34 protein-coding genes are annotated in these 21,922 nt (G+C 63.5%); all 34 read right to left on the bottom strand.

Annotated elements, in window-relative coordinates; all coding sequences use genetic code 11:
* Nucleotides 1–92: 92 nt before the first annotated feature.
* The 34 genes from XF30_RS17105 to rpsL all read right to left on the bottom strand — a co-directional run bounded on the left by XF30_RS17105 (nt 93) and on the right by rpsL (nt 21,622).
* Nucleotides 93–389, bottom strand: a complete 297-nt coding sequence (locus XF30_RS17105; RefSeq protein ID WP_036027590.1) for a DUF1330 domain-containing protein — start codon at nt 387–389, stop codon at nt 93–95.
* Nucleotides 390–399: 10 nt separating this feature from the next.
* Nucleotides 400–1,188, bottom strand: a complete 789-nt coding sequence (locus XF30_RS17100) for an SDR family NAD(P)-dependent oxidoreductase (protein WP_109143365.1) — start codon at nt 1,186–1,188, stop codon at nt 400–402.
* A 189-nt stretch (nt 1,189–1,377) separates the two neighbouring features.
* Nucleotides 1,378–1,794 carry a 50S ribosomal protein L17 gene (gene rplQ, locus XF30_RS17095; protein ID WP_025036979.1) on the bottom strand — a complete coding sequence of 139 codons (417 nt, stop codon included), beginning with the start codon at nt 1,792–1,794 and terminating at the stop codon, nt 1,378–1,380.
* A gap of 148 nt (nt 1,795–1,942) precedes the next feature.
* The gene (locus XF30_RS17090; RefSeq protein WP_036011050.1) at nt 1,943–2,974 is read right to left on the bottom strand and encodes a DNA-directed RNA polymerase subunit alpha; all 1,032 of its coding nucleotides are present in this window, start codon (nt 2,972–2,974) and stop codon (nt 1,943–1,945) included.
* A gap of 113 nt (nt 2,975–3,087) precedes the next feature.
* The gene (gene rpsK, locus XF30_RS17085; protein WP_007603045.1) at nt 3,088–3,477 is read right to left on the bottom strand and encodes a 30S ribosomal protein S11; all 390 of its coding nucleotides are present in this window, start codon (nt 3,475–3,477) and stop codon (nt 3,088–3,090) included.
* A gap of 131 nt (nt 3,478–3,608) precedes the next feature.
* On the bottom strand, nt 3,609–3,977 hold the full coding sequence (gene rpsM, locus XF30_RS17080) for a 30S ribosomal protein S13 (RefSeq protein ID WP_008549231.1): 369 nt from the start codon (nt 3,975–3,977) through the stop codon (nt 3,609–3,611).
* A gap of 186 nt (nt 3,978–4,163) precedes the next feature.
* Nucleotides 4,164–5,045 (bottom strand): adenylate kinase, encoded by an 882-nt coding sequence (locus XF30_RS17075; protein WP_109143364.1) that lies wholly within the window; start codon nt 5,043–5,045, stop codon nt 4,164–4,166.
* Nucleotides 5,042–6,253 (bottom strand): preprotein translocase subunit SecY, encoded by a 1,212-nt coding sequence (locus XF30_RS17070; RefSeq protein WP_109143363.1) that lies wholly within the window; start codon nt 6,251–6,253, stop codon nt 5,042–5,044. Before XF30_RS17070 ends, XF30_RS17075 begins: the two co-directional genes overlap by 4 nt.
* Nucleotides 6,250–7,581 carry a preprotein translocase subunit SecY gene (secY, locus tag XF30_RS17065; protein WP_109143362.1) on the bottom strand — a complete coding sequence of 444 codons (1,332 nt, stop codon included), beginning with the start codon at nt 7,579–7,581 and terminating at the stop codon, nt 6,250–6,252. Before secY ends, XF30_RS17070 begins: the two co-directional genes overlap by 4 nt.
* 149 nt (nt 7,582–7,730) lie before the next feature.
* Nucleotides 7,731–8,216, bottom strand: a complete 486-nt coding sequence (gene rplO, locus XF30_RS17060; RefSeq protein ID WP_036011044.1) for a 50S ribosomal protein L15 — start codon at nt 8,214–8,216, stop codon at nt 7,731–7,733.
* A 75-nt stretch (nt 8,217–8,291) separates the two neighbouring features.
* A complete protein-coding gene (gene rpmD / locus XF30_RS17055) occupies nt 8,292–8,486 on the bottom strand; it encodes a 50S ribosomal protein L30 (RefSeq protein ID WP_025036984.1) in 195 nt (64 codons plus the stop codon).
* A gap of 25 nt (nt 8,487–8,511) precedes the next feature.
* On the bottom strand, nt 8,512–9,105 hold the full coding sequence (gene rpsE / locus XF30_RS17050) for a 30S ribosomal protein S5 (RefSeq protein WP_025036985.1): 594 nt from the start codon (nt 9,103–9,105) through the stop codon (nt 8,512–8,514).
* Nucleotides 9,106–9,149: 44 nt separating this feature from the next.
* The gene (rplR, locus tag XF30_RS17045) at nt 9,150–9,512 is read right to left on the bottom strand and encodes a 50S ribosomal protein L18 (RefSeq protein WP_024342458.1); all 363 of its coding nucleotides are present in this window, start codon (nt 9,510–9,512) and stop codon (nt 9,150–9,152) included.
* 11 nt (nt 9,513–9,523) lie between these two features.
* Nucleotides 9,524–10,057, bottom strand: coding sequence for a 50S ribosomal protein L6 (gene rplF / locus XF30_RS17040; RefSeq protein ID WP_036011036.1), 534 nt, complete (start codon nt 10,055–10,057; stop codon nt 9,524–9,526).
* A gap of 16 nt (nt 10,058–10,073) precedes the next feature.
* Nucleotides 10,074–10,472 carry a 30S ribosomal protein S8 gene (gene rpsH / locus XF30_RS17035; RefSeq protein WP_024342456.1) on the bottom strand — a complete coding sequence of 133 codons (399 nt, stop codon included), beginning with the start codon at nt 10,470–10,472 and terminating at the stop codon, nt 10,074–10,076.
* A gap of 14 nt (nt 10,473–10,486) precedes the next feature.
* Nucleotides 10,487–10,792, bottom strand: coding sequence for a 30S ribosomal protein S14 (gene rpsN, locus XF30_RS17030; protein ID WP_028137018.1), 306 nt, complete (start codon nt 10,790–10,792; stop codon nt 10,487–10,489).
* A 46-nt stretch (nt 10,793–10,838) separates the two neighbouring features.
* Nucleotides 10,839–11,396 carry a 50S ribosomal protein L5 gene (rplE, locus tag XF30_RS17025; protein WP_025036988.1) on the bottom strand — a complete coding sequence of 186 codons (558 nt, stop codon included), beginning with the start codon at nt 11,394–11,396 and terminating at the stop codon, nt 10,839–10,841.
* Nucleotides 11,389–11,703: a 50S ribosomal protein L24 gene (gene rplX, locus XF30_RS17020; protein WP_011088142.1), complete on the bottom strand. Its 315-nt coding sequence runs from the start codon at nt 11,701–11,703 to the stop codon at nt 11,389–11,391. Before rplX ends, rplE begins: the two co-directional genes overlap by 8 nt.
* Entirely contained in the window at nt 11,703–12,071 is a 369-nt protein-coding gene (gene rplN, locus XF30_RS17015; protein ID WP_007603030.1) for a 50S ribosomal protein L14, read from the bottom strand. The genes rplX and rplN overlap by 1 nt, the downstream gene beginning before the upstream one ends.
* An 84-nt stretch (nt 12,072–12,155) precedes the next feature.
* Nucleotides 12,156–12,404, bottom strand: coding sequence for a 30S ribosomal protein S17 (gene rpsQ, locus XF30_RS17010; protein WP_024342452.1), 249 nt, complete (start codon nt 12,402–12,404; stop codon nt 12,156–12,158).
* A gap of 13 nt (nt 12,405–12,417) precedes the next feature.
* Nucleotides 12,418–12,624, bottom strand: a complete 207-nt coding sequence (gene rpmC / locus XF30_RS17005) for a 50S ribosomal protein L29 (protein WP_025036989.1) — start codon at nt 12,622–12,624, stop codon at nt 12,418–12,420.
* 5 nt (nt 12,625–12,629) lie between these two features.
* Entirely contained in the window at nt 12,630–13,043 is a 414-nt protein-coding gene (gene rplP, locus XF30_RS17000; RefSeq protein WP_008136349.1) for a 50S ribosomal protein L16, read from the bottom strand.
* Nucleotides 13,044–13,073: 30 nt separating this feature from the next.
* Nucleotides 13,074–13,799, bottom strand: a complete 726-nt coding sequence (gene rpsC / locus XF30_RS16995; RefSeq protein ID WP_036011029.1) for a 30S ribosomal protein S3 — start codon at nt 13,797–13,799, stop codon at nt 13,074–13,076.
* Nucleotides 13,800–13,816: 17 nt separating this feature from the next.
* Entirely contained in the window at nt 13,817–14,203 is a 387-nt protein-coding gene (rplV, locus tag XF30_RS16990) for a 50S ribosomal protein L22 (RefSeq protein WP_008549264.1), read from the bottom strand.
* Nucleotides 14,204–14,213: 10 nt separating this feature from the next.
* Nucleotides 14,214–14,492 carry a 30S ribosomal protein S19 gene (gene rpsS, locus XF30_RS16985; RefSeq protein ID WP_008136357.1) on the bottom strand — a complete coding sequence of 93 codons (279 nt, stop codon included), beginning with the start codon at nt 14,490–14,492 and terminating at the stop codon, nt 14,214–14,216.
* Between the two features lie 12 nt (nt 14,493–14,504).
* Nucleotides 14,505–15,338, bottom strand: a complete 834-nt coding sequence (rplB, locus tag XF30_RS16980) for a 50S ribosomal protein L2 (RefSeq protein ID WP_024342450.1) — start codon at nt 15,336–15,338, stop codon at nt 14,505–14,507.
* A gap of 12 nt (nt 15,339–15,350) precedes the next feature.
* Complete coding sequence (locus XF30_RS16975) at nt 15,351–15,653, bottom strand: 50S ribosomal protein L23 (protein ID WP_025036992.1); 303 nt, start codon at nt 15,651–15,653, stop codon at nt 15,351–15,353.
* The gene (rplD, locus tag XF30_RS16970) at nt 15,650–16,270 is read right to left on the bottom strand and encodes a 50S ribosomal protein L4 (RefSeq protein WP_018647243.1); all 621 of its coding nucleotides are present in this window, start codon (nt 16,268–16,270) and stop codon (nt 15,650–15,652) included. Before rplD ends, XF30_RS16975 begins: the two co-directional genes overlap by 4 nt.
* 1 nt (nt 16,271) lies before the next feature.
* Nucleotides 16,272–16,985 carry a 50S ribosomal protein L3 gene (gene rplC, locus XF30_RS16965; RefSeq protein ID WP_025036993.1) on the bottom strand — a complete coding sequence of 238 codons (714 nt, stop codon included), beginning with the start codon at nt 16,983–16,985 and terminating at the stop codon, nt 16,272–16,274.
* 52 nt (nt 16,986–17,037) lie between these two features.
* Entirely contained in the window at nt 17,038–17,346 is a 309-nt protein-coding gene (rpsJ, locus tag XF30_RS16960; protein ID WP_002712302.1) for a 30S ribosomal protein S10, read from the bottom strand.
* An 81-nt stretch (nt 17,347–17,427) separates the two neighbouring features.
* A complete protein-coding gene (gene tuf, locus XF30_RS16955; protein WP_109143361.1) occupies nt 17,428–18,618 on the bottom strand; it encodes an elongation factor Tu in 1,191 nt (396 codons plus the stop codon).
* A 40-nt stretch (nt 18,619–18,658) separates the two neighbouring features.
* Entirely contained in the window at nt 18,659–20,731 is a 2,073-nt protein-coding gene (fusA, locus tag XF30_RS16950) for an elongation factor G (RefSeq protein ID WP_109143360.1), read from the bottom strand.
* Between the two features lie 33 nt (nt 20,732–20,764).
* Nucleotides 20,765–21,235, bottom strand: a complete 471-nt coding sequence (gene rpsG, locus XF30_RS16945) for a 30S ribosomal protein S7 (RefSeq protein WP_018647239.1) — start codon at nt 21,233–21,235, stop codon at nt 20,765–20,767.
* Between the two features lie 15 nt (nt 21,236–21,250).
* Nucleotides 21,251–21,622, bottom strand: coding sequence for a 30S ribosomal protein S12 (gene rpsL / locus XF30_RS16940; protein WP_007603006.1), 372 nt, complete (start codon nt 21,620–21,622; stop codon nt 21,251–21,253).
* Between the last annotated feature and the right edge of the window lie 300 nt (nt 21,623–21,922).

Below are 21,922 nucleotides of genomic sequence, written 5' to 3'. Positions count from 1 at the left end.
TAGCTTTCGTCGGGTGGGCAACGCGCACTTGCGCAGTGCCCACCATCTCTCTCTAGTCGCGACAATGGTGGGCACGCTTCGCTTTGCCCACCCTACGGCACCGGCGTCCCTTCAACGAACAACAGCCGCCGCTCCAGCGCCGTCTGCCGCACCTTGAGCGCTTCGGCATATTCCCGCGAGGCGTACCATTCCTTCAGCCGCGCCATCGACGCGAACTCGACGATGATAATGGCCTTCGGCGGCAAATTGCCTTCGGCAAGCTCGGCCTTGCCGCCGCGGACGAGATAACGCCCGTCGTACTGCGCGATCGTCTTGGCAGCCAGGGCGCGATAGGCCTCGAATGCGGCGGGATCGCGCACCTCGACCTCCGAGATCACATAGGCCGCCATGCGCATCTCCTCAGGCGATCGTGTTGACGATGCCACCTTCTGCGCGCAGCGCTGCGCCGTTGGTGGCGGATGCCTCCTTCGAGGCGACATAGACCACCATGTTGGCGATCTCGTCGACGCTGGCGAAACGCTGCAGCAGCGAGCTCGGGCGATGCTGCTTGACGAAGTTGGCGGCGGCTTCATCCACGGACTGGCCGTTCTGCTTCGCGAGATCCTTGACGAACGTCTCGACGCCCTCCGACATGGTCGGGCCCGGCAGCACGGAATTGACGGTGACGCCGGTGCCGCTGGTGAGCTGCGCCAGGCCGCGCGCCACCGAAAGCTGGGCCGTCTTGGTCATGCCGTAGTGGATCATCTCGACGGGAATGTTGAGCCCGGATTCCGAGGAGATGAAGACGATGCGGCCCCAATTGCGCTTCAGCATGCCCTTCATGTAGGCGCGCGACAACCGCACGCCGCTCATCACGTTGACCTCGAAGAAACGGCTCCAGTCCTCGTCGGAGATGTCGAAGAAATCCTTGGGCTCGAAGATGCCGGCATTGTTGATGAGGATGTCGACCTCGGGCAGCGCCGCAACGAGTGCCTTGCAGCCTGCCGCGGTCGAGACGTCGGCCGCGATGCCGCGGACCTTGGCGCCCGTCCCTTCCAACCTGCGCACCGCCGCATCGACTTTGTCCTGGCCGCGGCCGTTGATCACGACGCTGGCGCCGGAGCCGGCGAGACCCCTGGCGATGGCGTGGCCGATACCGGCGGTCGAGCCGGTCACGAGAGCGGTTTTTCCGGAAAGGTCGATCTTCATGCGATATCTCCATGGATGCGGATGGAGATATCGGAAGCGGCTCCCTCAGCTGCAATCGGGGCTCACCGACGCGTGAGGAGCGTGAATGGTGGGCACGGCGCGCTAAGAGCGGGCCTTTGTCCACCCGACCGTTCCAACAAAAAAGCGGCGCCAAAGGCGCCGCTCTTGAAACGTCATGCCGATCGGGCTTTACGCCGCCTCGGCTTCCTTCTCCTGCACCGGACCGGAATCCTGGCCCTTGGCATCGACGTCGCGATCGACGAACTCGATCACGGCCATCGCGGCGTTGTCGCCGTAGCGGAAGCCGGCCTTGATGATGCGGGTGTAGCCGCCCTGGCGGTCCTTGTAGCGGGTCGCCAGCGTGTCGAAGAGCTTCTTGACCATGTCGACGTCGCGCAGCTCGGAGATGGCCTGACGGCGCAGCGACAGGCCGCCCTTCTTGCCGAGGGTGACGAGCTTCTCGACGATCGGGCGAAGCTCCTTGGCCTTGGGCAGCGTGGTGACGATCTGCTCGTGCTTGATCAGCGCGGCCGCCATGTTGGCGAACATCGCCTTGCGGTGCTCGGCCGTGCGGTTGAGCTTCCGATGAACCTTGCCGTGACGCATGTGTGTAGTCCTTCTTCGATTGTGTCGCGGTGGTTCAGCGACTGGTTTTCAGGTGGGCTTCCTGCGTTCGCCCTAGGCTGCGAGTGGCGAATGGTGAGTAGCGAATAGATCTTCTTCCCCTACTCGCCACTCCCTACTCGCCATTCGCTCAGTAATGATCCTCGAAGCGCTTGGCGAGCTCGTCGATGTTCTCCGGCGGCCAGCCCGGCACTTCCATGCCGAGGTGCAGACCCATCTGGGCCAGCACTTCCTTGATCTCGTTCAGCGACTTGCGGCCGAAGTTCGGGGTGCGGAGCATTTCCGCCTCGCTCTTCTGCACGAGGTCGCCGATGTAGACGATGTTGTCGTTCTTCAGGCAGTTGGCCGAACGCACCGACAGCTCGAGCTCGTCCACCTTCTTGAGGAAGGCCGGGTTGAAGGCGAGGTCCGGGATGATCTCCTGGGCGACTTCCTTGCGCGGCTCTTCGAAGTTGACGAACACGTTGAGCTGATCCTGCAGGATGCGGGCGGCGTAGGCCACCGAGTCATCCGGCGTGATCGCGCCGTTGGTCTCGATCGTCATGGTCAGCTTGTCGTAGTCGAGGATCTGGCCCTCGCGGGTGTTCTCGACCTTGTAGGAGACCTTGCGGACCGGCGAGTACAGGCTGTCGACCGGGATCAGGCCGATCGGCGCATCCTCGGGACGGTTGCGCTCGGCGGGCACGTAGCCCTTGCCGGTCGAGACCGTGAACTCCATGCGGATCTCGGCGCCCTCGTCGAGCGTGCAGATCTGCAGATCGGGGTTGAGCACGACCACATCGCCGACGGTCTGAATGTCGCCCGCGGTGACGACACCCGGGCCCTGCTTCTTCACGACCATGCGCTTGGGGCCCTCGCCCTGCATCTTGATCGAGATGTCCTTGATGTTGAGCACGATGTCGGTGACGTCCTCACGGACGCCCGCGATCGAGGAGAACTCGTGCAGCACGCCGTCGATGTGCACCGACTGCACCGCCGCGCCCTGGAGCGAGGAGAGCAGGATGCGGCGCAGCGCATTGCCGAGGGTCTGGCCGAAGCCACGCTCGAGCGGCTCGGCGACGATGGTCGCGAAACGCGAGGAATCGCTGCCGGGCGTGACCTGGAGCTTGTTCGGCCGAATCAGTTCTTGCCAATTTTTCTGGATCGTCACTGTTTCACCCATACAGGCCAGTCAATTTGACGGTGCAAATACTGGCGTTGGAGAAGGCCGCAGATCATTCCCGCGGCTTCTTGCAAAGTCGCCGCGGGCGCCGACGCGCCCGCAGCTCGTCAAAATCAAACGCGCCGACGCTTGCGGGGACGGCAGCCGTTGTGCGGGATCGTGGTCACGTCGCGGATCGAGGTGACGGTGAAGCCGGCAGCCTGGAGCGCGCGGAGCGCCGATTCGCGGCCCGAACCGGGACCGGCGACCTCGACTTCCAGCGTGCGCATGCCGTGCTCCTGCGCCTTCTTGGACACGTCCTCGGCGGCAACCTGCGCGGCATACGGGGTCGACTTGCGCGAGCCCTTGAAGCCCATCGTGCCGGCCGAGGACCAGGCGATCGTATTGCCCTGCGCGTCGGTGATGGTGATGGTCGTGTTGTTGAACGACGAGTTCACATGCGCGACGCCGGAGGCGATGTTCTTGCGCTCACGACGACGAACGCGGGTGGCTTCCTTGCCCATTGAGTCCCTTTCCTGAAGATCTCAAACGCCGCCGTAATGCCAGCGGCTACACCTATGGAAGCGAATAGCGAGTAGCGAGTGGCGAATAGGGAAGCCCCCTACTCGCCACTCGCCACGTCCAATTCGCCAGTTTACTTCTTCTTGCCGGCGATGGCCTTGGCCGGGCCCTTGCGCGTGCGCGCATTGGTGTGGGTCCGCTGACCGCGCACCGGCAGACCGCGACGATGACGCAGGCCGCGATAGCAGCCGAGGTCCATCAGACGCTTGATGTTGATGCCGACCTCACGACGCAGGTCGCCCTCGACGAGATAGTCGCGGTCGATCACTTCGCGGATCTGGAGCACTTCGGCGTCGCTGAGCTGATTGACGCGACGATCCACGGGGATCTTCACCTTCTCGAGGATCTCACCAGCGATCTTCTGGCCGATGCCATGGATGTACTGGAGCGCGATCAGCACGCGCTTGTTGGTGGGAATGTTCACGCCGGCAATACGGGCCACGGCCTTCTCTCCTGTTGCCGATCCCTCGTCAGGGATCGGGCTTTAAGTGCTTGCTTTCTCGGGCAGGTGTTCACAAACGCGAACACGACGCCCACCCCCGGTCTTCCTGGGGCCCGGCATCGTCTGAAACTATCCGACTTGGATGCGGGCTTATTAGGGGATTCCGGGGGCTTTCGTCAACCGCTGCTAGCGCTTGGCTCGCTTTTTCGTGACCTTTTTTGCGGCCTTTTTGGCACCCTTTTTGACCGACTTCTTGGCTGCTTTCTTGACGGTTTTCTTGGTGGCTTTCTTGGAGGCTTTCTTGGAGGCTTTCTTGGCCGCCTTCTTTGGGCCTTTCACCGCCGATTTGGCGGCCTTTTTAGCCGATTTGACGCCCTTTTTGGCCGTTTTTGCCGGCCTTGCCGCCGCCTGCTTCCCCGCCTGGGCCTTTTTAGCCGGCGCCGCCTTGGCGGCGCTCCGGGCATGCGTCTTGGGCTCGACCGCCCCCAGAGCCAGGAGCTGGCGGTGGATGGCGCGGGTGACCTCGTCGATGGTCATCATGCCGTCGATGGTCGAGAGCTTCCGCCGCTCGGAATAGTAGTGAATCAGCGGTTCCGTCTGGCTGCGATAGCTGGCCAGCCGCTTGGTCAGGACCTCCGGGGTATCGTCGAGCCGGACCTCCTCGCCGCGCTCCCGCATTTGGGCGACGCGGGTCTCGACGCGGCTCAGAAGCGCACTCTCATTGACCCGGAGCTCGATCACGGCGTCCAGCTTGAGGTGCTTGCGCTTGAGCAGCTCGTCCAGCGCCTCGGCCTGCGGCACGGTGCGGGGGAAACCGTCGAGGATGAAACCGCTCTTGGCGTCCGGCTGCTCGATGCGGTCGGAAATGATTCCCACCACGACGTCATCGGGCACGAGGCCGCCGCTCGCCATGATCTCCTTGGCCTTCAACCCGACCGGGGTGCCGGCCGCAACCGCGGCACGCAGCATCTCGCCAGTCGAGAGCTGGACGATGCCATAGCGCTGCACCAGGAGCTGGGCCTGGGTCCCCTTGCCCGACCCCGGCGGTCCCAGAAGTATAATTCTCATCGGCGTACGCCCCCCGGATTGGTGAGCGACACCTCGCGCACCTGCGTTTTGATATCAAGAACGGTGCAAACCACAACCAGCACTGCACCACCATTGACGACCATACTATAAGGCAGCCCGATCCCGTAAAGCTCGAACACCTCCGGAATCAACTGCAACGCCGTCAGGTAGACGGCTCCGACGACTGTCGTCAATGACACGACGCGATCGAGATAGTCCGCGGTGGCCTCGCCGGGAGCGACACCGGGAATTGCGCCCTCATGGCGGGTCAGGGATTTGGCGGTGTATTCGGGATCAATCACATAAGCAGTGTAGACGAAGGCGAGCACGAACACGGCGATCGACACGAGAATGAGGTGCGCCGGCTGCCCCAGCTGGAGATGCCGGTAGGTTGCGGCAACCAGGGGATGATCGCCTCCCAGGATGAAGCCCGCAAAGGCAAGCGGCAGATGGAATATCCACGGCGCCACGGCGACGGGAATCACGAACCCGGCGCTGTTGAGCTTAATCGGCAGTATTGCATCGCGCACAGGCAGTTGCCGCGTACCGACGCTTTGTGCTGCGAACTGGACCCGGATATTTCGCCGCGCACCTTCGACAAGCACGATCACGACGACGATCGCGATCCAAAACACGACATGGCCGAGCACAAGATTGCCCGAGATCGTCCCGCTCCGCACGAGATCCGCGATACCGGCAATGTTTTGCGGAACGGCGACGATAAAGCCGGCACTCAAGATCAGCGCCAAGCCATTGCCGATGCCGTAGCGGGTCATCTGTTCGCTGAGCCACACCAGCACGACGACGCCGCCGACCATCGAGGCCGTAGCCGTCGTCACGAACCAGCCGTCGGGATTGTTGACGAGGCCCGGGATCGACGTCAGTGCCGAGGCGATGCCGTAGGCCTGAAAGGCCGCAATTCCGAGTGTGAGCCCGAGCGTGGCACGTGCGATCTTACGCCGTCCGCCCTCGCCGGATCGTTCGAGCGAACTCAGGCCGCGCCACACCATGGACAGCAGCCGGATCAAGATTGCCGCAGTCAGATAGGGAATGAGGCCGAGCGCAAAGATCGAAAGCCGGGAGACGAGATCCAGCGCCGGCGAGACGTCGGAGAGATTCAGTCCCGCAATCGGGATCTGCGTGCCGAGCCTGAAAAGGAGCAGCGCGCCGATCGTGAAAGCGATTCGGCGCGCGAGCTCCCTGCTCATCTACGGCGGCCCCGCAGCTTGGACTTGCGGATCAGACCTTCATACTGGTGCGCCAGCAGATAGCCCTGGACCTGCGCCACCGTGTCCATGGTGACGCTGACGACGATCAGCAGCGAGGTGCCGCCGAAATAGAACGGCACCGAAGCGTAGGAGATCAGGATTTCCGGGATCAAGCAGACGATGGCGAGATAAATCGCACCCAGCACGGTGATGCGCGACAGCACATAGTCGATGTATTCCGCGGTGCGTTCGCCCGGGCGAATGCCGGGAATGAAACCGCCGTGCTTCTTCAGATTGTCCGCGGTCTCGGTCGGGTTGAACACGATCGCGGTGTAGAAGAAGGCGAAGAACACGATCAGCGCCAGATACATGATCAGGAACAGCGGACGGCCATGGCCGAGCTGTGTGGTGATCCACTGGAACCATTCCGGCCCGCTGCCCGTGTTGAAGTTCGCAACCGTCGTCGGCAAGAGGAGCAGCGAGGATGCGAAGATCGGCGGGATCACGCCGGAGGTGTTGAGCTTGAGCGGCAGATGCGAGGACTGGCCCTCGAACATCTTGTTGCCGACCTGGCGCTTCGGATACTGGATCAAGAGGCGGCGCTGGGCGCGCTCCATGAAGACGATGAAGGCGATCACGACGACGGCCATGATGATGACGACCAGGATCAGGCCGGTCGACATCGCGCCCTGACGGCCGAGCTCGAGCATGCCGGCGAGTGCCGCGGGCAACTCGGCGACGATGCCGGCCAGAATGATCAGCGAAATGCCGTTGCCGATGCCGCGCGAGGTGATCTGCTCGCCGAGCCACATCAGGAACATGGTGCCGCCGGTCAGCGTGATAGAGGTCGAGAGCAGGAAAAACAGTCCAGGTTCGCTGACGACATTGCCGGCGCCCTGAAGTCCTACCGCGATGCCGTAGGACTGGAACGCGGCCAGGATCACCGTGAGATAGCGGGTATACTGATTCAGCGTCTTGCGGCCGGCTTCGCCTTCCTTTTTCAGCGCTTCGAGCTGCGGCGACACCGTGGTCAACAGCTGGATGATGATGGAGGCCGAGATATACGGCATGATGTTCAGCGCGAAGATCGCCATGCGGTTGATGCCGCCGCCGGCGAACATGTTGAACATGCCGAGGATGCCGCTGGCCTGCGAGCGGAACACCTGTTCCCAGGCGCTCGGGTCGATGCCGGGCAGCGGAATGTAGGTCCCGAGCCGATAAACGAGCAGCGCACCCAGGGTGAACCAGATGCGCTTCTTCAGTTCGTCGGCCTTGGCAAACGCGCCGAAATTGAGATTGGCTGCCAGTTGTTCCGCTGCAGAGACCATCTTGGACTTTCTCCCGCCGCCTATTGCGCCGTTGATGCCCGCGGCCGGGCTGAATTAGCGGACGCCGGACATTATCTGGGGCTCGGCTTCGATAAGTCCACGTCCCGCATGCGTAAAGGCCCGCGCGCCGCGGGCCAATGACGCAGTTGTTACGCCGCCTCGCCTTCTTCCTTGGGCTGGGCGAGGATCTTCACCGAGCCGCCGGCCTTCTCGACCGCAGCGATCGCGGTCTTGCTGGCGCCGTGCACTTCGATGTTGAGCTTGGACTTGAGCTCGCCTCGGCCGAGCAGCCGCAGGCCGCCCTTGGCGCGGCGCAGCACGCCGCCTTTCACCAGGGCCTCGACGTTGACGACGCTGCCGGCGTCGATCTTCTTGGCGTCGACCGCTTCCTGGAGCCGGTCGAGATTGATCTCGGCGAACTCGACGCGGAAGATGTTGTTGAAGCCGCGCTTGGGCAGACGGCGATGCATCGGCATCTGGCCGCCTTCGAAACCCTTGATGCGCACGCCCGAACGCGCGGTCTGGCCCTTGCCGCCGCGGCCGGACTGCTTGCCCTTGCCGGAACCGATGCCGCGGCCGACGCGCATACGCTTCTTGCGCGAGCCGGCGTTGTCGGCGATATCGCTGAGCTTCATCGCCCTTCTCCTTGTGTCTTGCGCACGATCTTCACCGAAAACCGCTTCCCGCTCTCCGGGACCGTGCGCCTTTGCTTACTTCTCGTCGATGATGCGGACGAGATGGTGAACCTTCTCGATCATGCCGCGGACCGCCGGGGTATCCGGCAGTTCGCTGGTGCGGCCGATCTTGTTGAGCTTGAGCCCGATCAGGGTCGAACGCTGCGAGTGATGGCGGCGGATCGCGCTGCCGGTCTGCTCGACCTTGATCGTCTTTGCGGCCTTGGCCATGGGAGTCTACTCCGAAAAGCTTCCGTTAGTCGGCGGCCGCCTCGGCATCGCCGCCGATACGACGGGACTGGAGGGTGGACACCTTGATGTTGCGGCGGGCTGCGACCGAACGCGGCGAATCCTGGTGCTTCAGCGCGTCGAAGGTCGCGCGCACCATGTTGTACGGGTTCGACGAGCCGATCGACTTCGCCACCACGTCCTGGACGCCGAGCGTCTCGAACACGGCGCGCATCGGGCCACCGGCGATGATGCCGGTACCGGCCGGAGCTGCACGCAGATAGACACGGCCCGCGCCATGACGGCCGGCGATGTCGTGATGGAGCGTGCGGCCCTCGCGCAGCGACACCCGCGTCAGGTTGCGCTTGGCGGACTCGGTCGCCTTGCGGATCGCCTCGGGCACTTCGCGCGCCTTGCCGTGACCGAAGCCGGCGCGGCCCTTCTGGTCGCCGATCACGACCAGCGCTGCGAAACCGAAGCGCTTGCCGCCCTTGACGACCTTGGCCACGCGGTTGATGTGGACGAGCTTGTCGACGAACTCGCTGTCGCGCTCCTCGCGCTCCCTGCGTTCACGTCCGCCGCCGCGTTGATCGCGTCCACCACGTTGTTCGCGTTCTGCCATTTTTCTAATCCTTCAGAGACTTACGCCTCAATCCTCAAATTCTGTTAGAAGCTCAGCCCACTCTCACGCGCTGCATCGGCAAGAGCCTTGACGCGCCCGTGATAGAGATAGCTGCCGCGATCGAACACGACTTCCTTGACACCCTTCTCTGCAGCGCGCTCGGCCAGCAGCTTGCCGACCGCCTTCGCCGCATCGATGTCAGCGCCGGTCTTGCCGCCGTCGCGCATCGACTTCTCGAGCGACGAAGCAGAGGCCAGCGTCTCGCCCTTCAGGTCGTCGATGACCTGGGCGTAGATGTGCTTGGACGAGCGGAACACCGACAGGCGCGGACGGCCGCCGGCGGAACGGCGCAGCTTCAGCCGCACACTCCGCTTGCGCCGGGCATTCGTAACCTTGGCTTTCGACATGACCGGCTCCGTTACTTCTTCTTGCCTTCCTTGCGGAAGATGAATTCGCCCACATACTTCACGCCCTTGCCCTTGTAGGGCTCCGGCGGACGATAGGAGCGGATCTCGGCGGCGACCTGGCCGACGCGCTGGACGTCGCTGCCCGCCACCGTGATCTCGGTCGGCTTCGGCACGGTGATCGTGATCCCCTCGGGGATCGGGTAGATCACGTCATGGCTGTAGCCGAGCGCGAGCTGCAGGTTCTTGCCCTGCATCGCGGCGCGATAGCCGACGCCGGTGATCTCGAGCTTCTTCTCGAAACCCTTGGTGACGCCTTCGACCAGATTCGCGACCTGGGCGCGAGCGGTGCCGTAGAGGGCCCGCGCGCGGTTGGTCTCGGTCCGCGGCTTGACCTTGACCTGGCCGTTCTCGAGCTTCACCTCGACGTCGTCGTGGACGACAAACTGAAGCTGGCCCTTCGGCCCCTTCATCTTGACGGTCTGCCCATCGACGGTCGCGGTCACACCCGACGGAACCGCCACAGGCCTTTTGCCAACTCGTGACATGGATGAAAAATCCTTCTCAGAACACCGTGAAGAGGACTTCACCGCCCACATTCGCGTCGCGCGCGCTGTGGTCGGCCATGATCCCCTTCGGCGTCGACAACACCGAAATGCCGAGACCGTTGTTCACCCGCGGCAGGTTCTTCACCGAGGCGTAGACTCTGCGCCCGGGCTTGGAAACGCGCTCAATCTCGCGAATGACGGGCTCGCCGTCGAAATACTTCAGCTCGATCTCGATCTCGCTGCGGCCCGAGGAGTGCTCGAGCGTGGCGTAACCGCGGATGTAGCCCTCAGCCTTCAGAACCTCGAGCACGTTCTCGCGCATCTTCGAGCCAGGCGTGGAAACCTTGGTCTTCGAACGCATCTGCGCGTTGCGGATACGGGTGATCAGATCGCTGATTGGATCGTGCGTAGACATCTAAACGACCCTCCTTACCAGCTGGACTTCACGAGGCCCGGGACCATGCCCTTGGAGCCAAGTTCGCGCAGCGCGATACGGGACAGCTTGTTCTTGCGATAGTTCGAGCGCGGACGGCCCGACAACTCGCAACGCAGGCGGATGCGGGTCGCCGACGAGTTGCGCGGCATTTCCGCCAGCTTCAGGGTCGCGGCGAACCGCTCCTCCATCGGCAGCGTCTTGTCGGCGATGATCGCCTTCAACCGCTCGCGCTTGGCGGCGGCGTTCTTCACCATCCGCTTGCGCCGGTTGTTCTTCTCGACTGAACTCTTCTTTGCCATGCTTGGCTCCTGGGTATCCGCGTTTGAGAGGCTCTAAGTCAGCGTCTCACTGCCGGAACGGGAAATTGAAAGCGGTCAACAAGGCCCTCGCCTCTTCGTCGGTCTTGGCCGTGGTGCAGACGGTGATGTCCATACCGCGGGCTTCCGTGACCTTGTCGAAGTCGATCTCGGGGAAAATGATGTGCTCCTTGATGCCGAGCGAGTAGTTGCCGCGGCCGTCGAAGCTCTTCGGGTTCAGGCCGCGGAAGTCGCGCACGCGCGGCAGCGCGACGTTCACCAGGCGATCGATGAACTCGTACATGCGGGCCTTGCGCAGCGTGACCTTGCAGCCGATCGGCTGGTTCTCACGCAGTTTGAAGGTCGCGATCGCAATGCGCGAATAGGTGACGATCGCCTTCTGGCCGGCGATCTGGGTCAATTCGGCAGCGGCGGTCTCGGCCTTCTTGCGGTCGTTGACGGAATCGCCAACGCCCATGTTCAGCACGACCTTGTCCAGGCGCGGAACCTGCATGACATTCTCGTAACCGAACTTCTCGGTCAGAGCCGTGCGGATCTTCGCGTCATATTCCGCGCGCAGGCGCGGCGTGTAAGCGGCCTCAGCCATCGATCTCAGCTCCCGAGCTCTTGGCGATGCGGACCTTCTTGCCGTCCGCCAGAATCTTGAATCCGACGCGGGTCGGCTTTCCGTCCTTGCCGACATACGCGATGTTGGACAGTTGGATCGGCGCCTCTTTCGAGATGATGCCGCCCTCCTGGGCCTGCGTCTGCTTCTGGTGACGCTTGACCATGTTGATGCCGCGCACCAGCGCGGTGCCGGCGTCGGGGCGAACCTCGAACACTTCGCCGGTGCGGCCCTTGTCGCGGCCGGTCAGCACGACGACCTTGTCGCCCTTGCGGATCTTCGCAGCCATCACAGCACCTCCGGCGCGAGCGAGATGATCTTCATGTGGTTCTTGGCGCGCAGCTCGCGCGGCACGGGCCCGAAGATACGGGTGCCGACCGGCTCGGACTGGTTGTTGATCAGCACGGCGGCGTTGCGGTCGAAACGGATGACCGAGCCGTCGGCGCGGCGGATGTCCTTGCGGACGCGCACCACGACGGCCTTCATCACGTCGCCCTTCTTCACCTTGCCACGCGGAATGGCTTCCTTGATCGACACGACGATGATGTCGCCGATCGTGGCGTAGCGGCGCTTGGAGCCTCCGAGCACCTTGATACACATGACACGGCGTGCGCCAGAATTGTCGGCCACGTCGAGGTTGGTCTGCATCTGAATCATTGATGCACCTCGTCCTCTTTCTCTTTGCGCCAGCCCAGCCGGCGCTCAACATTTCCCTGAAGTCAGTCGGCTAAAGCCAACAGATCAGGCGCTTTTCTTGTGTTCGCCCCGGATCACGACCCAGCGCTTCAACTTCGAAATCGGCTTCGTTTCCTCGATCCACACCATGTCGCCCGGCTTGAACTGGTTGCTCTCGTCGTGCGCGTGGTAGTTCTTCGAACGGCGGATCGTCTTCTTGTAGATCGGGTGCGTGAAGCGGCGGTCGACGCGCACCACGATGGTCTTGGCTTGCTTGTCGCTGACGACCACGCCCTGCAAAGTACGTTTCGGCATCTTCGTAAGCCTCTTACTTCTTCTTCGCGCGCGTCTGCGCGGCGATGGTCTTGATCCGGGCGATGTCGCGGCGGGCCTCGCGCAGGCGCGAGGTGTTCTCGAGCTGCCCGGTGGCGCGCTGGAAGCGCAGGTTGAAGCGCTCCTTCTTCAGGTTCAGGATGGCCTCATCCTGCTGGTCGGGGCTCATCGCGCGGATGTCTTCGATCTTCATCTGTGCCATGGCCATTACTCCGCAATGCGCTCGACGAAGCGCGTCTTGATCGGCAGCTTGGCGGCCGCCAGGGTCAGCGCCTCACGCGCCGTCTGGGTGTTGACGCCATCGATCTCGAACAGCACCCGGCCCGGCTTGACGCGCGCGACCCACAATTCCGGCGAACCCTTGCCGGAGCCCATGCGGACTTCGGCCGGCTTCTTCGACACCGGAACGTCGGGGAACACGCGGATCCAGACGCGGCCGGCGCGCTTCATGTGGCGGGTCAGCGCGCGGCGGGCGGCTTCGATCTGGCGCGCGGTGACGCGCTCAGGCTCGGTCGCCTTCAGGCCGAACTGGCCGAACGCCAACGTCGCGCCCGAAGACGCAACGCCGTGGATGCGGCCCTTATGCGCCTTCCGGAACTTCGTTTTCTTAGGTTGCATCATGGCTTTAAGCCCTCAAATTCCTGTCTGGCCTTAGGCAGCGGCCGTCTCGCGGCGCTGACGGCCACCGCGATCGCCACTGCCGCCGGTCTCGCCTTCGGCCATTCTCTTGTCCTGGGCCATCGGATCGTGCTCGAGGATCTCGCCCTTGAAGATCCAGACCTTGACGCCGCAGGTGCCGAAGGTCGTGAACGCGGTCGCAACGCCGTAGTCGATGTCGGCACGCAGCGTGTGCAGCGGCACGCGGCCTTCGCGGTACCACTCCATGCGCGCGATTTCCGCACCGCCCAGACGTCCCGAGCAGTTGATGCGGATGCCCTCCGCGCCGAGACGCATTGCCGACTGCACGGCGCGCTTCATGGCACGGCGGAACGCCACGCGGCGCTCGAGCTGCTGCGCGATCGATTCGGCCACCAGCGTCGCATCGAGCTCCGGCTTGCGGATCTCGACGATGTTGATGACGACGTCGGACGAGGTGATGTCCGCGACCCTCTTGCGCAGCTTGTCGATGTCGGCGCCCTTCTTGCCGATCACCACGCCCGGACGGGCCGAGTGGATGGTGACGCGGCACTTCTTGTGCGGACGCTCGATCACGATGCGGGCGACGGCCGCCTGCTTGAGCTCCTTGTGCAGGATCTCGCGGATCTTGACGTCCTCGTGCAGCAGCTTGCCGTATTCCTGCTTGCCGGCGAACCAGCGGGAATCCCAGGTCCGGTTGATGCCGAGACGCAGACCGATCGGATTGATCTTTTGACCCATCGTGTTCTCCTGCGCCCTTAAGCGGCGGCTTCAGCTTCGACCTGACGAACGATGATCGTCAGCTGCGAAAACGGTTTGTAGACACGGCCCGAGCGGCCGCGGCCGCGGGCGGCGAAGCGCTTCATCACGAGGCCATTGCCGACGAAGGCCTGCGCCACGACGAGATCGTCGACGTCGAGGTCGTGGTTGTTCTCGGCGTTGGCGATCGCCGATTCCAGGCACTTCTTCACGTCGACCGCGATCCGCTTGCGCGAAAACTGCAGGTCGGCGAGCGCGGCAGACGCCTTCCGGCCGCGAATGAGCTGGGCGACCAGGTTGAGCTTCTGCGGGCTCACCCGCAGCATCCGGGCGACCGCCTTGGCCTCGTTGTCGGCGAGGCTCCGTTCGCGCTTAGGTTTGCTCATCGTTTAATCCTCAAGCCTTCTTGGCTTTCTTGTCGCCGGAGTGGCCATGGAAGGTCCGGGTCGGCGAGAACTCGCCGAACTTGTGACCGACCATTTCCTCGTTCACGGCCACCGGCACGTGCTTCTGACCGTTGTAGACGCCGAAGGTCAGGCCGACGAATTGCGGCAGGATCGTCGAGCGACGGCTCCAGATCTTGATGACGTCGTGACGGCCGGACGCGCGCGCGGCATCTGCCTTCTTGAGCAGAGAACCCTCGACGAACGGGCCTTTCCAGACTGAACGAACCATGTCCGGCGTTCCTTACTTCTTCCGCTTGTGGCGGCTTAGGAGAATGAATTTGTTGGTCGACTTGTTGGTGCGGGTCTTCTTGCCCTTGGTCGGCTTGCCCCACGGGGTGACCGGGTGGCGGCCGCCCGAGGTACGACCTTCGCCACCGCCGTGCGGATGGTCGATCGGGTTCATCGCGACACCGCGGTTGTGCGGCCTGCGGCCCATCCAACGCTTACGACCGGCCTTGCCGATCGAGGTGTTCATGTGATCCGGGTTCGACACCGCGCCGATCGTGCCGCGGCAACGACCGTGCACGAGGCGCTGCTCGCCCGAGTTCAGGCGGATGATGACGTAATCCTGGTCACGGCCGACGAGCTGGGCGTAGGTGCCGGCGGAACGCGCCAGCTGGCCGCCCTTGCCGATCTTGACCTCGATGTTGTGGATGATCGTGCCGACCGGCATGTTGCCGAGCGGCATGACGTTGCCCGGCTTCACGTCGACGTAATTGCCGGCGATGATCGTGTCACCCACCGCCAGGCGCTGCGGCGCCAGGATGTAGGCCTGCTCGCCGTCCTGATACTTGATCAGGGCGATGAAACCGGTGCGATTGGGATCATACTCGAGACGCTCGACGGTCGCGGGCACGTCGATCTTCTCACGCTTGAAGTCGACGGTACGCAGCGTCTGCTTGTGACCACCGCCGCGGAAGCGCACGGTGATGCGGCCGGTGTTGTTGCGGCCGCCCGAGGACTTCTTGCCTTCGGTGAGCGCCTTGACCGGCTTGCCCTTGTAGAGGGCCGAACGATCGACCATGACCAGCTGGCGCTGGCCCGGCGTCGTGGGATTGAATGTCTTCAGTGCCATCGTCGTACGACCTTACAGACCGGTGGTGACGTCGATCCGGTGACCCTCTTCGAGGGTCACGATCGCGCGTTTGCTGTTCGACTGCGAGCCGATGGTGCCGCGGAAGGCCTTGACCTTGCCCTTGCGGACCAGCGTGTTGACGCTCTTGACCTTGACGTCGAACAGCTTCTCGATCGCTTCCTTGATCTGCGGCTTGGTCGCCTTGGCGGCCACCTTGAACAGCACCTTGTTGTGCTCCGAGGCGATCGTCGCCTTTTCGGTCACGACCGGCGACAGGATCACGTCGTAGTGGCGAGGCTCGATGTTCTTGCTCATTTGAAGCGCGCCTCCAGCGCATCGATGGCGGCCTTGGTCAGAACGAGCTTCTGACGGCGCAGGATGTCATAGACGTTGATGCCCTGGATCGGCAGCACGTCCATGTTCGGGATGTTGCGAGCCGCAGCGGCGAAGCCGTTGTTGAGCTCGGCACCGTCGATGATCAGCGCGTTGGTGAGGCCGAGGCCCGAGAAGTGGCCGAGCAGCGCCTTGGTCTTGGCGGCTTCCAGCGCGGCCTTCTCGATCACGACGAGATCGCCGTCCTTGGCCTTGGCCGAGAGCGCATGCTTCAGAGCGAGCGCACGGACCTTCTTCGGCAGGTCGGTGGCGTGCGAACGCACCACCGGACCGAAGGCACGACCGCCGCCGCGGAACTGCGGCACGCGGGCCGAGCCGTGACGAGCACCGCCGGTGCCCTTCTGCTTGTACATCTTCTTGCCGGTGCGCCAGATCTCGGCGCGGCCCTTGGCCTTGTGCGTGCCGGCCTGGCGCTTGTTGAGCTGCCACTGCACGCAGCGCGCGATGATGTCCTCGCGCGGCTCGAGGCCGAAAATGGCGTCGGACAGCTGGACGGAGCCGGCTTCCTTACCTTCGAGGGTGGTGACCTTCAATTCCATCTCACGCCTCCTGCGCAGCCGGAGCGGCTTCCGCGTCGCCAGCAACCTTGAACTTGCCGGGCTTCGGGGCTTCCTTCGGCAGCGGCTTCTTGACGGCGTCGCGCACGCGGATCCAGCCGCCCTTGGAGCCGGGAACGGCGCCTTCGACGAGGATCAGGCCGCGCTCGACATCGGTCTGGACAACGCGAAGGTTGAGCGTGGTGATGCGATCGACACCCATGTGGCCGGGCATCTTCTTGTTCTTCCAGGTCTTGCCGGGGTCCTGACGGCCACCGGTCGAACCGATCGAGCGGTGCGAGATCGACACACCGTGCGTGGCGCGCAGACCGCCGAAGTTCCAGCGCTTCATGCCGCCGGCGAAGCCCTTACCGACCGAAGTGCCGGTGACGTCGACGAACTGGCCGACGACGAAGTGGTCGGCCTGGATCTCGGCGCCGACCGGGATCATGGCGTCCGCGGTGACGCGGAATTCCTCGACCCGGCGCTTCGGCTCGACCTTGGCGACCGCGAACTGGCCGCGCTCGGCCTTCGGCATGTAAACGGTCTTGCGGCTGCCCGAACCGAGCTGGAGCGCGACGTAACCGTTCTTCTCTTCGGTGCGGTGGCCTACGACCTGGCAATTGCCGAGCTTCAGCACGGTCACGGGGATATGTTCGCCAGCCTCCGTGAAGACCCGCGTCATCCCGACCTTTTGTGCGATCACTCCGGAGCGCATCGGCTTGCTTCCTGTTCTCTTTGTCCGCTTTTGGCGAACGGGATCCAAAATCTTAGAGCTTGATCTCGACGTCGACACCGGCAGCCAGGTCGAGCTTCATCAAAGCGTCGACGGTCTGCGGGGTCGGATCGACGATGTCGAGCAGGCGCTTGTGAGTGCGCATCTCGAACTGTTCGCGGCTCTTCTTGTCGACGTGGGGCGAACGGTTGACGGTGAACTTCTCGATGCGGGTGGGCAGCGGAATGGGTCCGCGGACCTGCGCGCCGGTGCGCTTCGCCGTGTTCACGATCTCACGGGTCGACGTATCGAGGATACGATGGTCGAACGCCTTGAGACGGATACGAATGTTTTGGCCGTTCATTGCCGAATCTTTCTTAGTGAGTGGCGAGTAGCGAATAGCGAATAGAAACTATTCGCCACTCGCCATTCCCTATTCGCGTTGTTACTCGATGATCGAGGCGACGACGCCGGCGCCGACAGTGCGGCCGCCTTCGCGGATCGCGAAGCGGAGCTTTTCTTCCATCGCGATCGGCACGATCAGGTGCACTTCCATCGCGATGTTGTCGCCCGGCATCACCATCTCGGTGCCTTCCGGCAGGTGCACGACACCGGTCACGTCGGTGGTGCGGAAGTAGAACTGCGGACGGTAGTTGGTGAAGAACGGGGTGTGGCGACCGCCCTCTTCCTTGGTGAGGATGTAGGCCTCGGCCTTGAACTTGGTGTGCGGCTTGACCGAACCCGGCTTGGCCAGAACCTGGCCGCGCTCGACGTCTTCGCGCTTGGTGCCGCGGAGCAGCGCGCCGATGTTGTCGCCGGCCTGGCCCTGATCGAGCAGCTTGCGGAACATTTCGACGCCGGTGACGGTGGTCTTCTGGGTGGCGCGGAGACCGACGATCTCGATTTCCTCGCCGACCTTGACGACGCCGCGCTCGACACGGCCGGTCACGACGGTGCCGCGGCCCGAGATCGAGAACACGTCTTCAACCGGCATCAGGAACGGCTGGTCGATCGGACGCTCCGGCTGCGGGATGTACTCGTCGACGTTCTTCATCAGATCGAGAATGGCGTCGTGGCCGAGCTTCTTGTCGGAGTCTTCGAGAGCGGCGAGCGCCGAACCCTTGATAATCGGGATCTTGTCGCCGGGGAATTCGTACTTGGAGAGCAGCTCGCGGACTTCGAGCTCGACGAGCTCGAGCAGCTCCGGATCGTCGACCATGTCGCACTTGTTGAGGAACACGACGAGCGCGGGCACGCCGACCTGGCGGGCGAGCAGGATGTGCTCGCGGGTCTGCGGCATCGGGCCGTCAGCGGCCGACACGACCAGGATCGCGCCGTCCATCTGGGCAGCGCCGGTGATCATGTTCTTGACGTAGTCGGCGTGGCCGGGGCAGTCGACGTGGGCGTAGTGGCGGTTCGGCGTCTCGTACTCGACGTGCGCGGTCGAGATGGTGATGCCGCGGGCCTTCTCTTCCGGCGCCTTGTCGATCTGGTCGTACGCGGTGAACGTCGCACCGCCGGCTTCGGCGAGAACCTTGGTGATCGCCGCGGTCAGCGACGTCTTGCCATGGTCGACGTGACCGATGGTGCCGATGTTGCAGTGCGGCTTGGTACGTTCAAACTTTGCTTTGGCCATTTGACTCTCCGTTCAATCGTCAGCTTTCAACCGACGACAATCAGGCAAACTTCTTCTGGACTTCTGCCGACACGTTGGCCGGCGCTTCTGCGTAGTGATCGAACTGCATGGTGAAGGTCGCGCGACCCTGGCTCATCGAGCGCAGATTGTTCACGTAACCGAACATGTTCATGAGCGGCACCATCGCGTTGATGACGTTGGCGTTGCCGCGCATGTCCTGCCCCTGGATCTGACCGCGCCGGGAATTCAGGTCGCCGATGACCGAGCCGGTGTAGTCTTCCGGGGTCACCACCTCGACCTTCATGATCGGCTCGAGCAGGACCGACTTGCCCATCTGCAGCGCTTCGCGGAAGCAGGCGCGCGAGGCGATTTCGAAGGCGAGCGCCGACGAGTCGACGTCGTGATACTTGCCGTCGACGAGCTGCACCTTGACGTCGACCACGGGGAAGCCCGCGACCACGCCGGACGACAGCACGCTCTCCAGGCCCTTCTCGACGCCCGGGATGTATTCCTTCGGCACCGCGCCACCGACGATCTTCGATTCGAACTCGAAGCCCTTGCCGGCTTCGTTCGGCTCGACGATGAACGACACGGCCGCGAACTGGCCGGTACCGCCGGTCTGCTTCTTGTGGGTATAGCTGTGCTCCACCCGCTTGGTGATGCGCTCACGGAACGCCACCTGCGGCGCGCCGATGTTGGCGTCGACCTTGTAGGTGCGCTTGAGGATGTCGACCTTGATGTCGAGGTGGAGTTCGCCCATGCCCTTGAGGATGGTCTGGCCGGACTCGTGGTCGGTCGACACGCGGAAGGACGGATCCTCCGCGGCGAGCTTGGCCAGCGCCACGCCCAGCTTCTCCTGGTCGGCCTTGGACTTCGGCTCGATCGCGATCTCGATGACCGGCTCGGGGAACTCCATCTTCTCCAGGATCACCTGCTTGTCGGGATCGCACAGCGTGTCACCGGTGCGCGCTTCCTTCAGACCGGCCAGCGCGACGATGTCGCCGGCATAGGCTTCCTTGATGTCCTCGCGGTTGTTCGCATGCATCAACAGCATGCGCCCGATCCGCTCCTTCTTCTCGCGGGTCGAGTTCACGACGCCGGTGCCGCTCTGCAGGATGCCGGAATAGATGCGGCAGAAGGTGATGGTGCCGACGAACGGGTCGTCCATGATCTTGAACGCGAGCAGCGCCAGCGGCTCCTTGTCGTCCGCCTTGCGCACGATCTCGTTGCCCTTGTCGTCGGTGCCCTTGATCGCGGGCACGTCGAGCGGCGACGGCAGATAGTCGACCACGGCGTCGAGCAGCGGCTGCACGCCCTTGTTCTTGAAGGCCGAACCGCACAGCACGGGATAAAACGCGCCGGTCAGCACCGCCTTGCGGATCAGGCGCTTCAGGGTCGCCTCGTCCGGCTCCTTGCCGTCGAGATAGGCGGCCATGGCATCGTCGTCGAGCTCGACGGCGGCTTCCACCATCTTCTCGCGGTATTCCTTGGCTTGGTCGACGAGGTCTTCCGGAATGTCGACATAGTCGAACTTGGCACCGAGCGACTCGTCGTTCCAGACGACGCCCTTCATCTTCACGAGGTCGACGAGACCCTTGAAGTTGTTCTCGGCACCAATCGGAAGCTGGATCGCGACGGGCTTGGCGCCCAGACGGTCGACGATGTCCGCCAGACACTTGAAGAAGTCGGCACCGATCTTGTCCATCTTGTTGGCGAAGACGATGCGCGGAACCTTGTACTTGTCACCCTGGCGCCAGACGGTCTCGGTCTGGGGCTCGACGCCCTGGTTGGAGTCGAGCACGCAGACGGCGCCGTCGAGCACGCGGAGCGAACGCTCGACTTCGATGGTGAAGTCGACGTGACCGGGCGTGTCGATGATGTTCAGGCGCTTGCCGTTCCAGAACGCGGTGGTCGCAGCCGAGGTGATCGTGATGCCACGCTCCTGCTCCTGCTCCATCCAGTCCATCGTCGCGGCACCTTCGTGCACTTCGCCGATCTTGTGGCTCTTGCCGGTGTAATAGAGGATGCGCTCGGTCGTCGTGGTCTTGCCGGCGTCGATATGCGCCATGATACCGAAGTTACGGTAGTCCTCGATGGCATGTTGGCGGGGCATGGGTCGTTCCTTGCGAGTCCGAGTGTGTCGCCGTTACCAGCGGTAGTGCGAGAAGGCGCGGTTGGCTTCCGCCATGCGGTGCACGTCTTCGCGCTTCTTGACGGCGTTCCCCCGGTTGTTCGATGCGTCCAAGAGCTCCGCCGAGAGCCGCTCGGTCATGGTCTTCTCGTTGCGCTCGCGCGCAGCCGCGATCAGCCAGCGAATGCCGAGCGCCTGCCGGCGGGTCGAGCGGACCTCGACCGGAACCTGGTAGGTCGCGCCGCCGACGCGGCGGGAGCGGACCTCGATGGTCGGCATGACGTTCTCGAGCGCCTGCTCGAACACGCCGAGCGGGTTCTGCTTGGTCTTGGATTCGATGATGCCGAACGCACCATAGACGATGCCTTCCGCAACCGACTTCTTGCCGGCGTACATCACCGAGTTCATGAACTTCGTGACGATGATGTTCCCGAACTTCGGATCCGGAAGAACTTCGCGCTTTTCCGCAGAGTGGCGACGAGACATAGGCTTGGTTCCCGCTTACTTCGGACGCTTGGCGCCGTACTTCGAACGACGCTGCTTACGGTTCTTGACGCCCTGGGTGTCCAGAACGCCGCGGAGGATGTGATAGCGCACGCCCGGCAAGTCCTTGACGCGGCCGCCGCGGATCATGACCACCGAGTGCTCCTGGAGGTTATGGCCCTCGCCGGGGATGTAGCCGATCACCTCGAAGCCGTTGGTCAGGCGCACCTTGGCAACCTTACGAAGCGCCGAGTTCGGCTTCTTCGGGGTCGTGGTGTAGACGCGCGTGCAAACACCACGCTTCTGCGGCGACTGCTGCAGCGCCGGCACCTTCTTGCGCGACTTCTGCACTTCCCGCGGTTGAGCGATCAGCTGGTTGATCGTCGGCATACTGGCCTTCACCCTTTTTCTGCCGCGGCCCCTCTCGGGTCCGCTGTCTTGCCGCGGCCCGTCACCGGGTCCGCAAATTCTGCTCGAGCTACCCGCCCGAACGGGCGCCTGGCGCGAAAGACCCGCGCAAAGCGAAATTGCGCCAACCGCTCCATCAACGAGCGGAAAGCGCTTCGACGCCACAGAGGACCGCAGTCTCGAAGCCGTTCAGCGTAACGCCGCGGCCCGCGCACTGAGGTCATGCATCCGAATTCGATCTCAAGAGAACGTGCTCGAGAGAACTAAAGTCGCACTGGCATT

Origin of the sequence: Bradyrhizobium sp. SUTN9-2, assembly GCF_003122645.1 — a bacterium.
Taxonomy (GTDB): Bacteria; Pseudomonadota; Alphaproteobacteria; order Rhizobiales; family Xanthobacteraceae; genus Bradyrhizobium; species Bradyrhizobium yuanmingense.
The sequence above is the reverse complement of the archived record's forward strand: the minus strand, read 5'-3'. Positions and strand labels throughout refer to the sequence as shown.

Bases quoted from the DNA above. Each gene is read 5' to 3' on its own strand.
- XF30_RS17105 (WP_036027590.1), bottom strand. From the start codon at position 389: ATGGCGGCCTATGTGATCTCGGAGGTCGAGGTGCGCGATCCCGCCGCA.
- XF30_RS17100 (WP_109143365.1), bottom strand. From the start codon at position 1,188: ATGAAGATCGACCTTTCCGGAAAAACCGCTCTCGTGACCGGCTCGACC.
- rplQ (WP_025036979.1), bottom strand. From the start codon at position 1,794: ATGCGTCACGGCAAGGTTCATCGGAAGCTCAACCGCACGGCCGAGCAC.
- XF30_RS17090 (WP_036011050.1), bottom strand. From the start codon at position 2,974: ATGGGTGAAACAGTGACGATCCAGAAAAATTGGCAAGAACTGATTCGG.
- rpsK (WP_007603045.1), bottom strand. From the start codon at position 3,477: ATGGGCAAGGAAGCCACCCGCGTTCGTCGTCGTGAGCGCAAGAACATC.
- XF30_RS17075 (WP_109143364.1), bottom strand. From the start codon at position 5,045: ATGAGAATTATACTTCTGGGACCGCCGGGGTCGGGCAAGGGGACCCAG.
- XF30_RS17070 (WP_109143363.1), bottom strand. From the start codon at position 6,253: ATGAGCAGGGAGCTCGCGCGCCGAATCGCTTTCACGATCGGCGCGCTG.
- secY (WP_109143362.1), bottom strand. From the start codon at position 7,581: ATGGTCTCTGCAGCGGAACAACTGGCAGCCAATCTCAATTTCGGCGCG.
- rplO (WP_036011044.1), bottom strand. From the start codon at position 8,216: ATGAAGCTCAGCGATATCGCCGACAACGCCGGCTCGCGCAAGAAGCGT.
- rpmD (WP_025036984.1), bottom strand. From the start codon at position 8,486: ATGGCCAAGGCCGCAAAGACGATCAAGGTCGAGCAGACCGGCAGCGCG.
- rpsE (WP_025036985.1), bottom strand. From the start codon at position 9,105: ATGGCAGAACGCGAACAACGTGGTGGACGCGATCAACGCGGCGGCGGA.
- rplR (WP_024342458.1), bottom strand. From the start codon at position 9,512: ATGTCGAAAGCCAAGGTTACGAATGCCCGGCGCAAGCGGAGTGTGCGG.
- rplF (WP_036011036.1), bottom strand. From the start codon at position 10,057: ATGTCACGAGTTGGCAAAAGGCCTGTGGCGGTTCCGTCGGGTGTGACC.
- rpsH (WP_024342456.1), bottom strand. From the start codon at position 10,472: ATGTCTACGCACGATCCAATCAGCGATCTGATCACCCGTATCCGCAAC.
- rpsN (WP_028137018.1), bottom strand. From the start codon at position 10,792: ATGGCAAAGAAGAGTTCAGTCGAGAAGAACAACCGGCGCAAGCGGATG.
- rplE (WP_025036988.1), bottom strand. From the start codon at position 11,396: ATGGCTGAGGCCGCTTACACGCCGCGCCTGCGCGCGGAATATGACGCG.
- rplX (WP_011088142.1), bottom strand. From the start codon at position 11,703: ATGGCTGCGAAGATCCGCAAGGGCGACAAGGTCGTCGTGCTGACCGGC.
- rplN (WP_007603030.1), bottom strand. From the start codon at position 12,071: ATGATTCAGATGCAGACCAACCTCGACGTGGCCGACAATTCTGGCGCA.
- rpsQ (WP_024342452.1), bottom strand. From the start codon at position 12,404: ATGCCGAAACGTACTTTGCAGGGCGTGGTCGTCAGCGACAAGCAAGCC.
- rpmC (WP_025036989.1), bottom strand. From the start codon at position 12,624: ATGGCACAGATGAAGATCGAAGACATCCGCGCGATGAGCCCCGACCAG.
- rplP (WP_008136349.1), bottom strand. From the start codon at position 13,043: ATGATGCAACCTAAGAAAACGAAGTTCCGGAAGGCGCATAAGGGCCGC.
- rpsC (WP_036011029.1), bottom strand. From the start codon at position 13,799: ATGGGTCAAAAGATCAATCCGATCGGTCTGCGTCTCGGCATCAACCGG.
- rplV (WP_008549264.1), bottom strand. From the start codon at position 14,203: ATGAGCAAACCTAAGCGCGAACGGAGCCTCGCCGACAACGAGGCCAAG.
- rpsS (WP_008136357.1), bottom strand. From the start codon at position 14,492: ATGGTTCGTTCAGTCTGGAAAGGCCCGTTCGTCGAGGGTTCTCTGCTC.
- rplB (WP_024342450.1), bottom strand. From the start codon at position 15,338: ATGGCACTGAAGACATTCAATCCCACGACGCCGGGCCAGCGCCAGCTG.
- XF30_RS16975 (WP_025036992.1), bottom strand. From the start codon at position 15,653: ATGAGCAAGAACATCGAGCCTCGCCACTACGACGTGATCCTGTCGCCG.
- rplD (WP_018647243.1), bottom strand. From the start codon at position 16,270: ATGGAATTGAAGGTCACCACCCTCGAAGGTAAGGAAGCCGGCTCCGTC.
- rplC (WP_025036993.1), bottom strand. From the start codon at position 16,985: ATGCGCTCCGGAGTGATCGCACAAAAGGTCGGGATGACGCGGGTCTTC.
- rpsJ (WP_002712302.1), bottom strand. From the start codon at position 17,346: ATGAACGGCCAAAACATTCGTATCCGTCTCAAGGCGTTCGACCATCGT.
- tuf (WP_109143361.1), bottom strand. From the start codon at position 18,618: ATGGCCAAAGCAAAGTTTGAACGTACCAAGCCGCACTGCAACATCGGC.
- fusA (WP_109143360.1), bottom strand. From the start codon at position 20,731: ATGCCCCGCCAACATGCCATCGAGGACTACCGTAACTTCGGTATCATG.
- rpsG (WP_018647239.1), bottom strand. From the start codon at position 21,235: ATGTCTCGTCGCCACTCTGCGGAAAAGCGCGAAGTTCTTCCGGATCCG.
- rpsL (WP_007603006.1), bottom strand. From the start codon at position 21,622: ATGCCGACGATCAACCAGCTGATCGCTCAACCGCGGGAAGTGCAGAAG.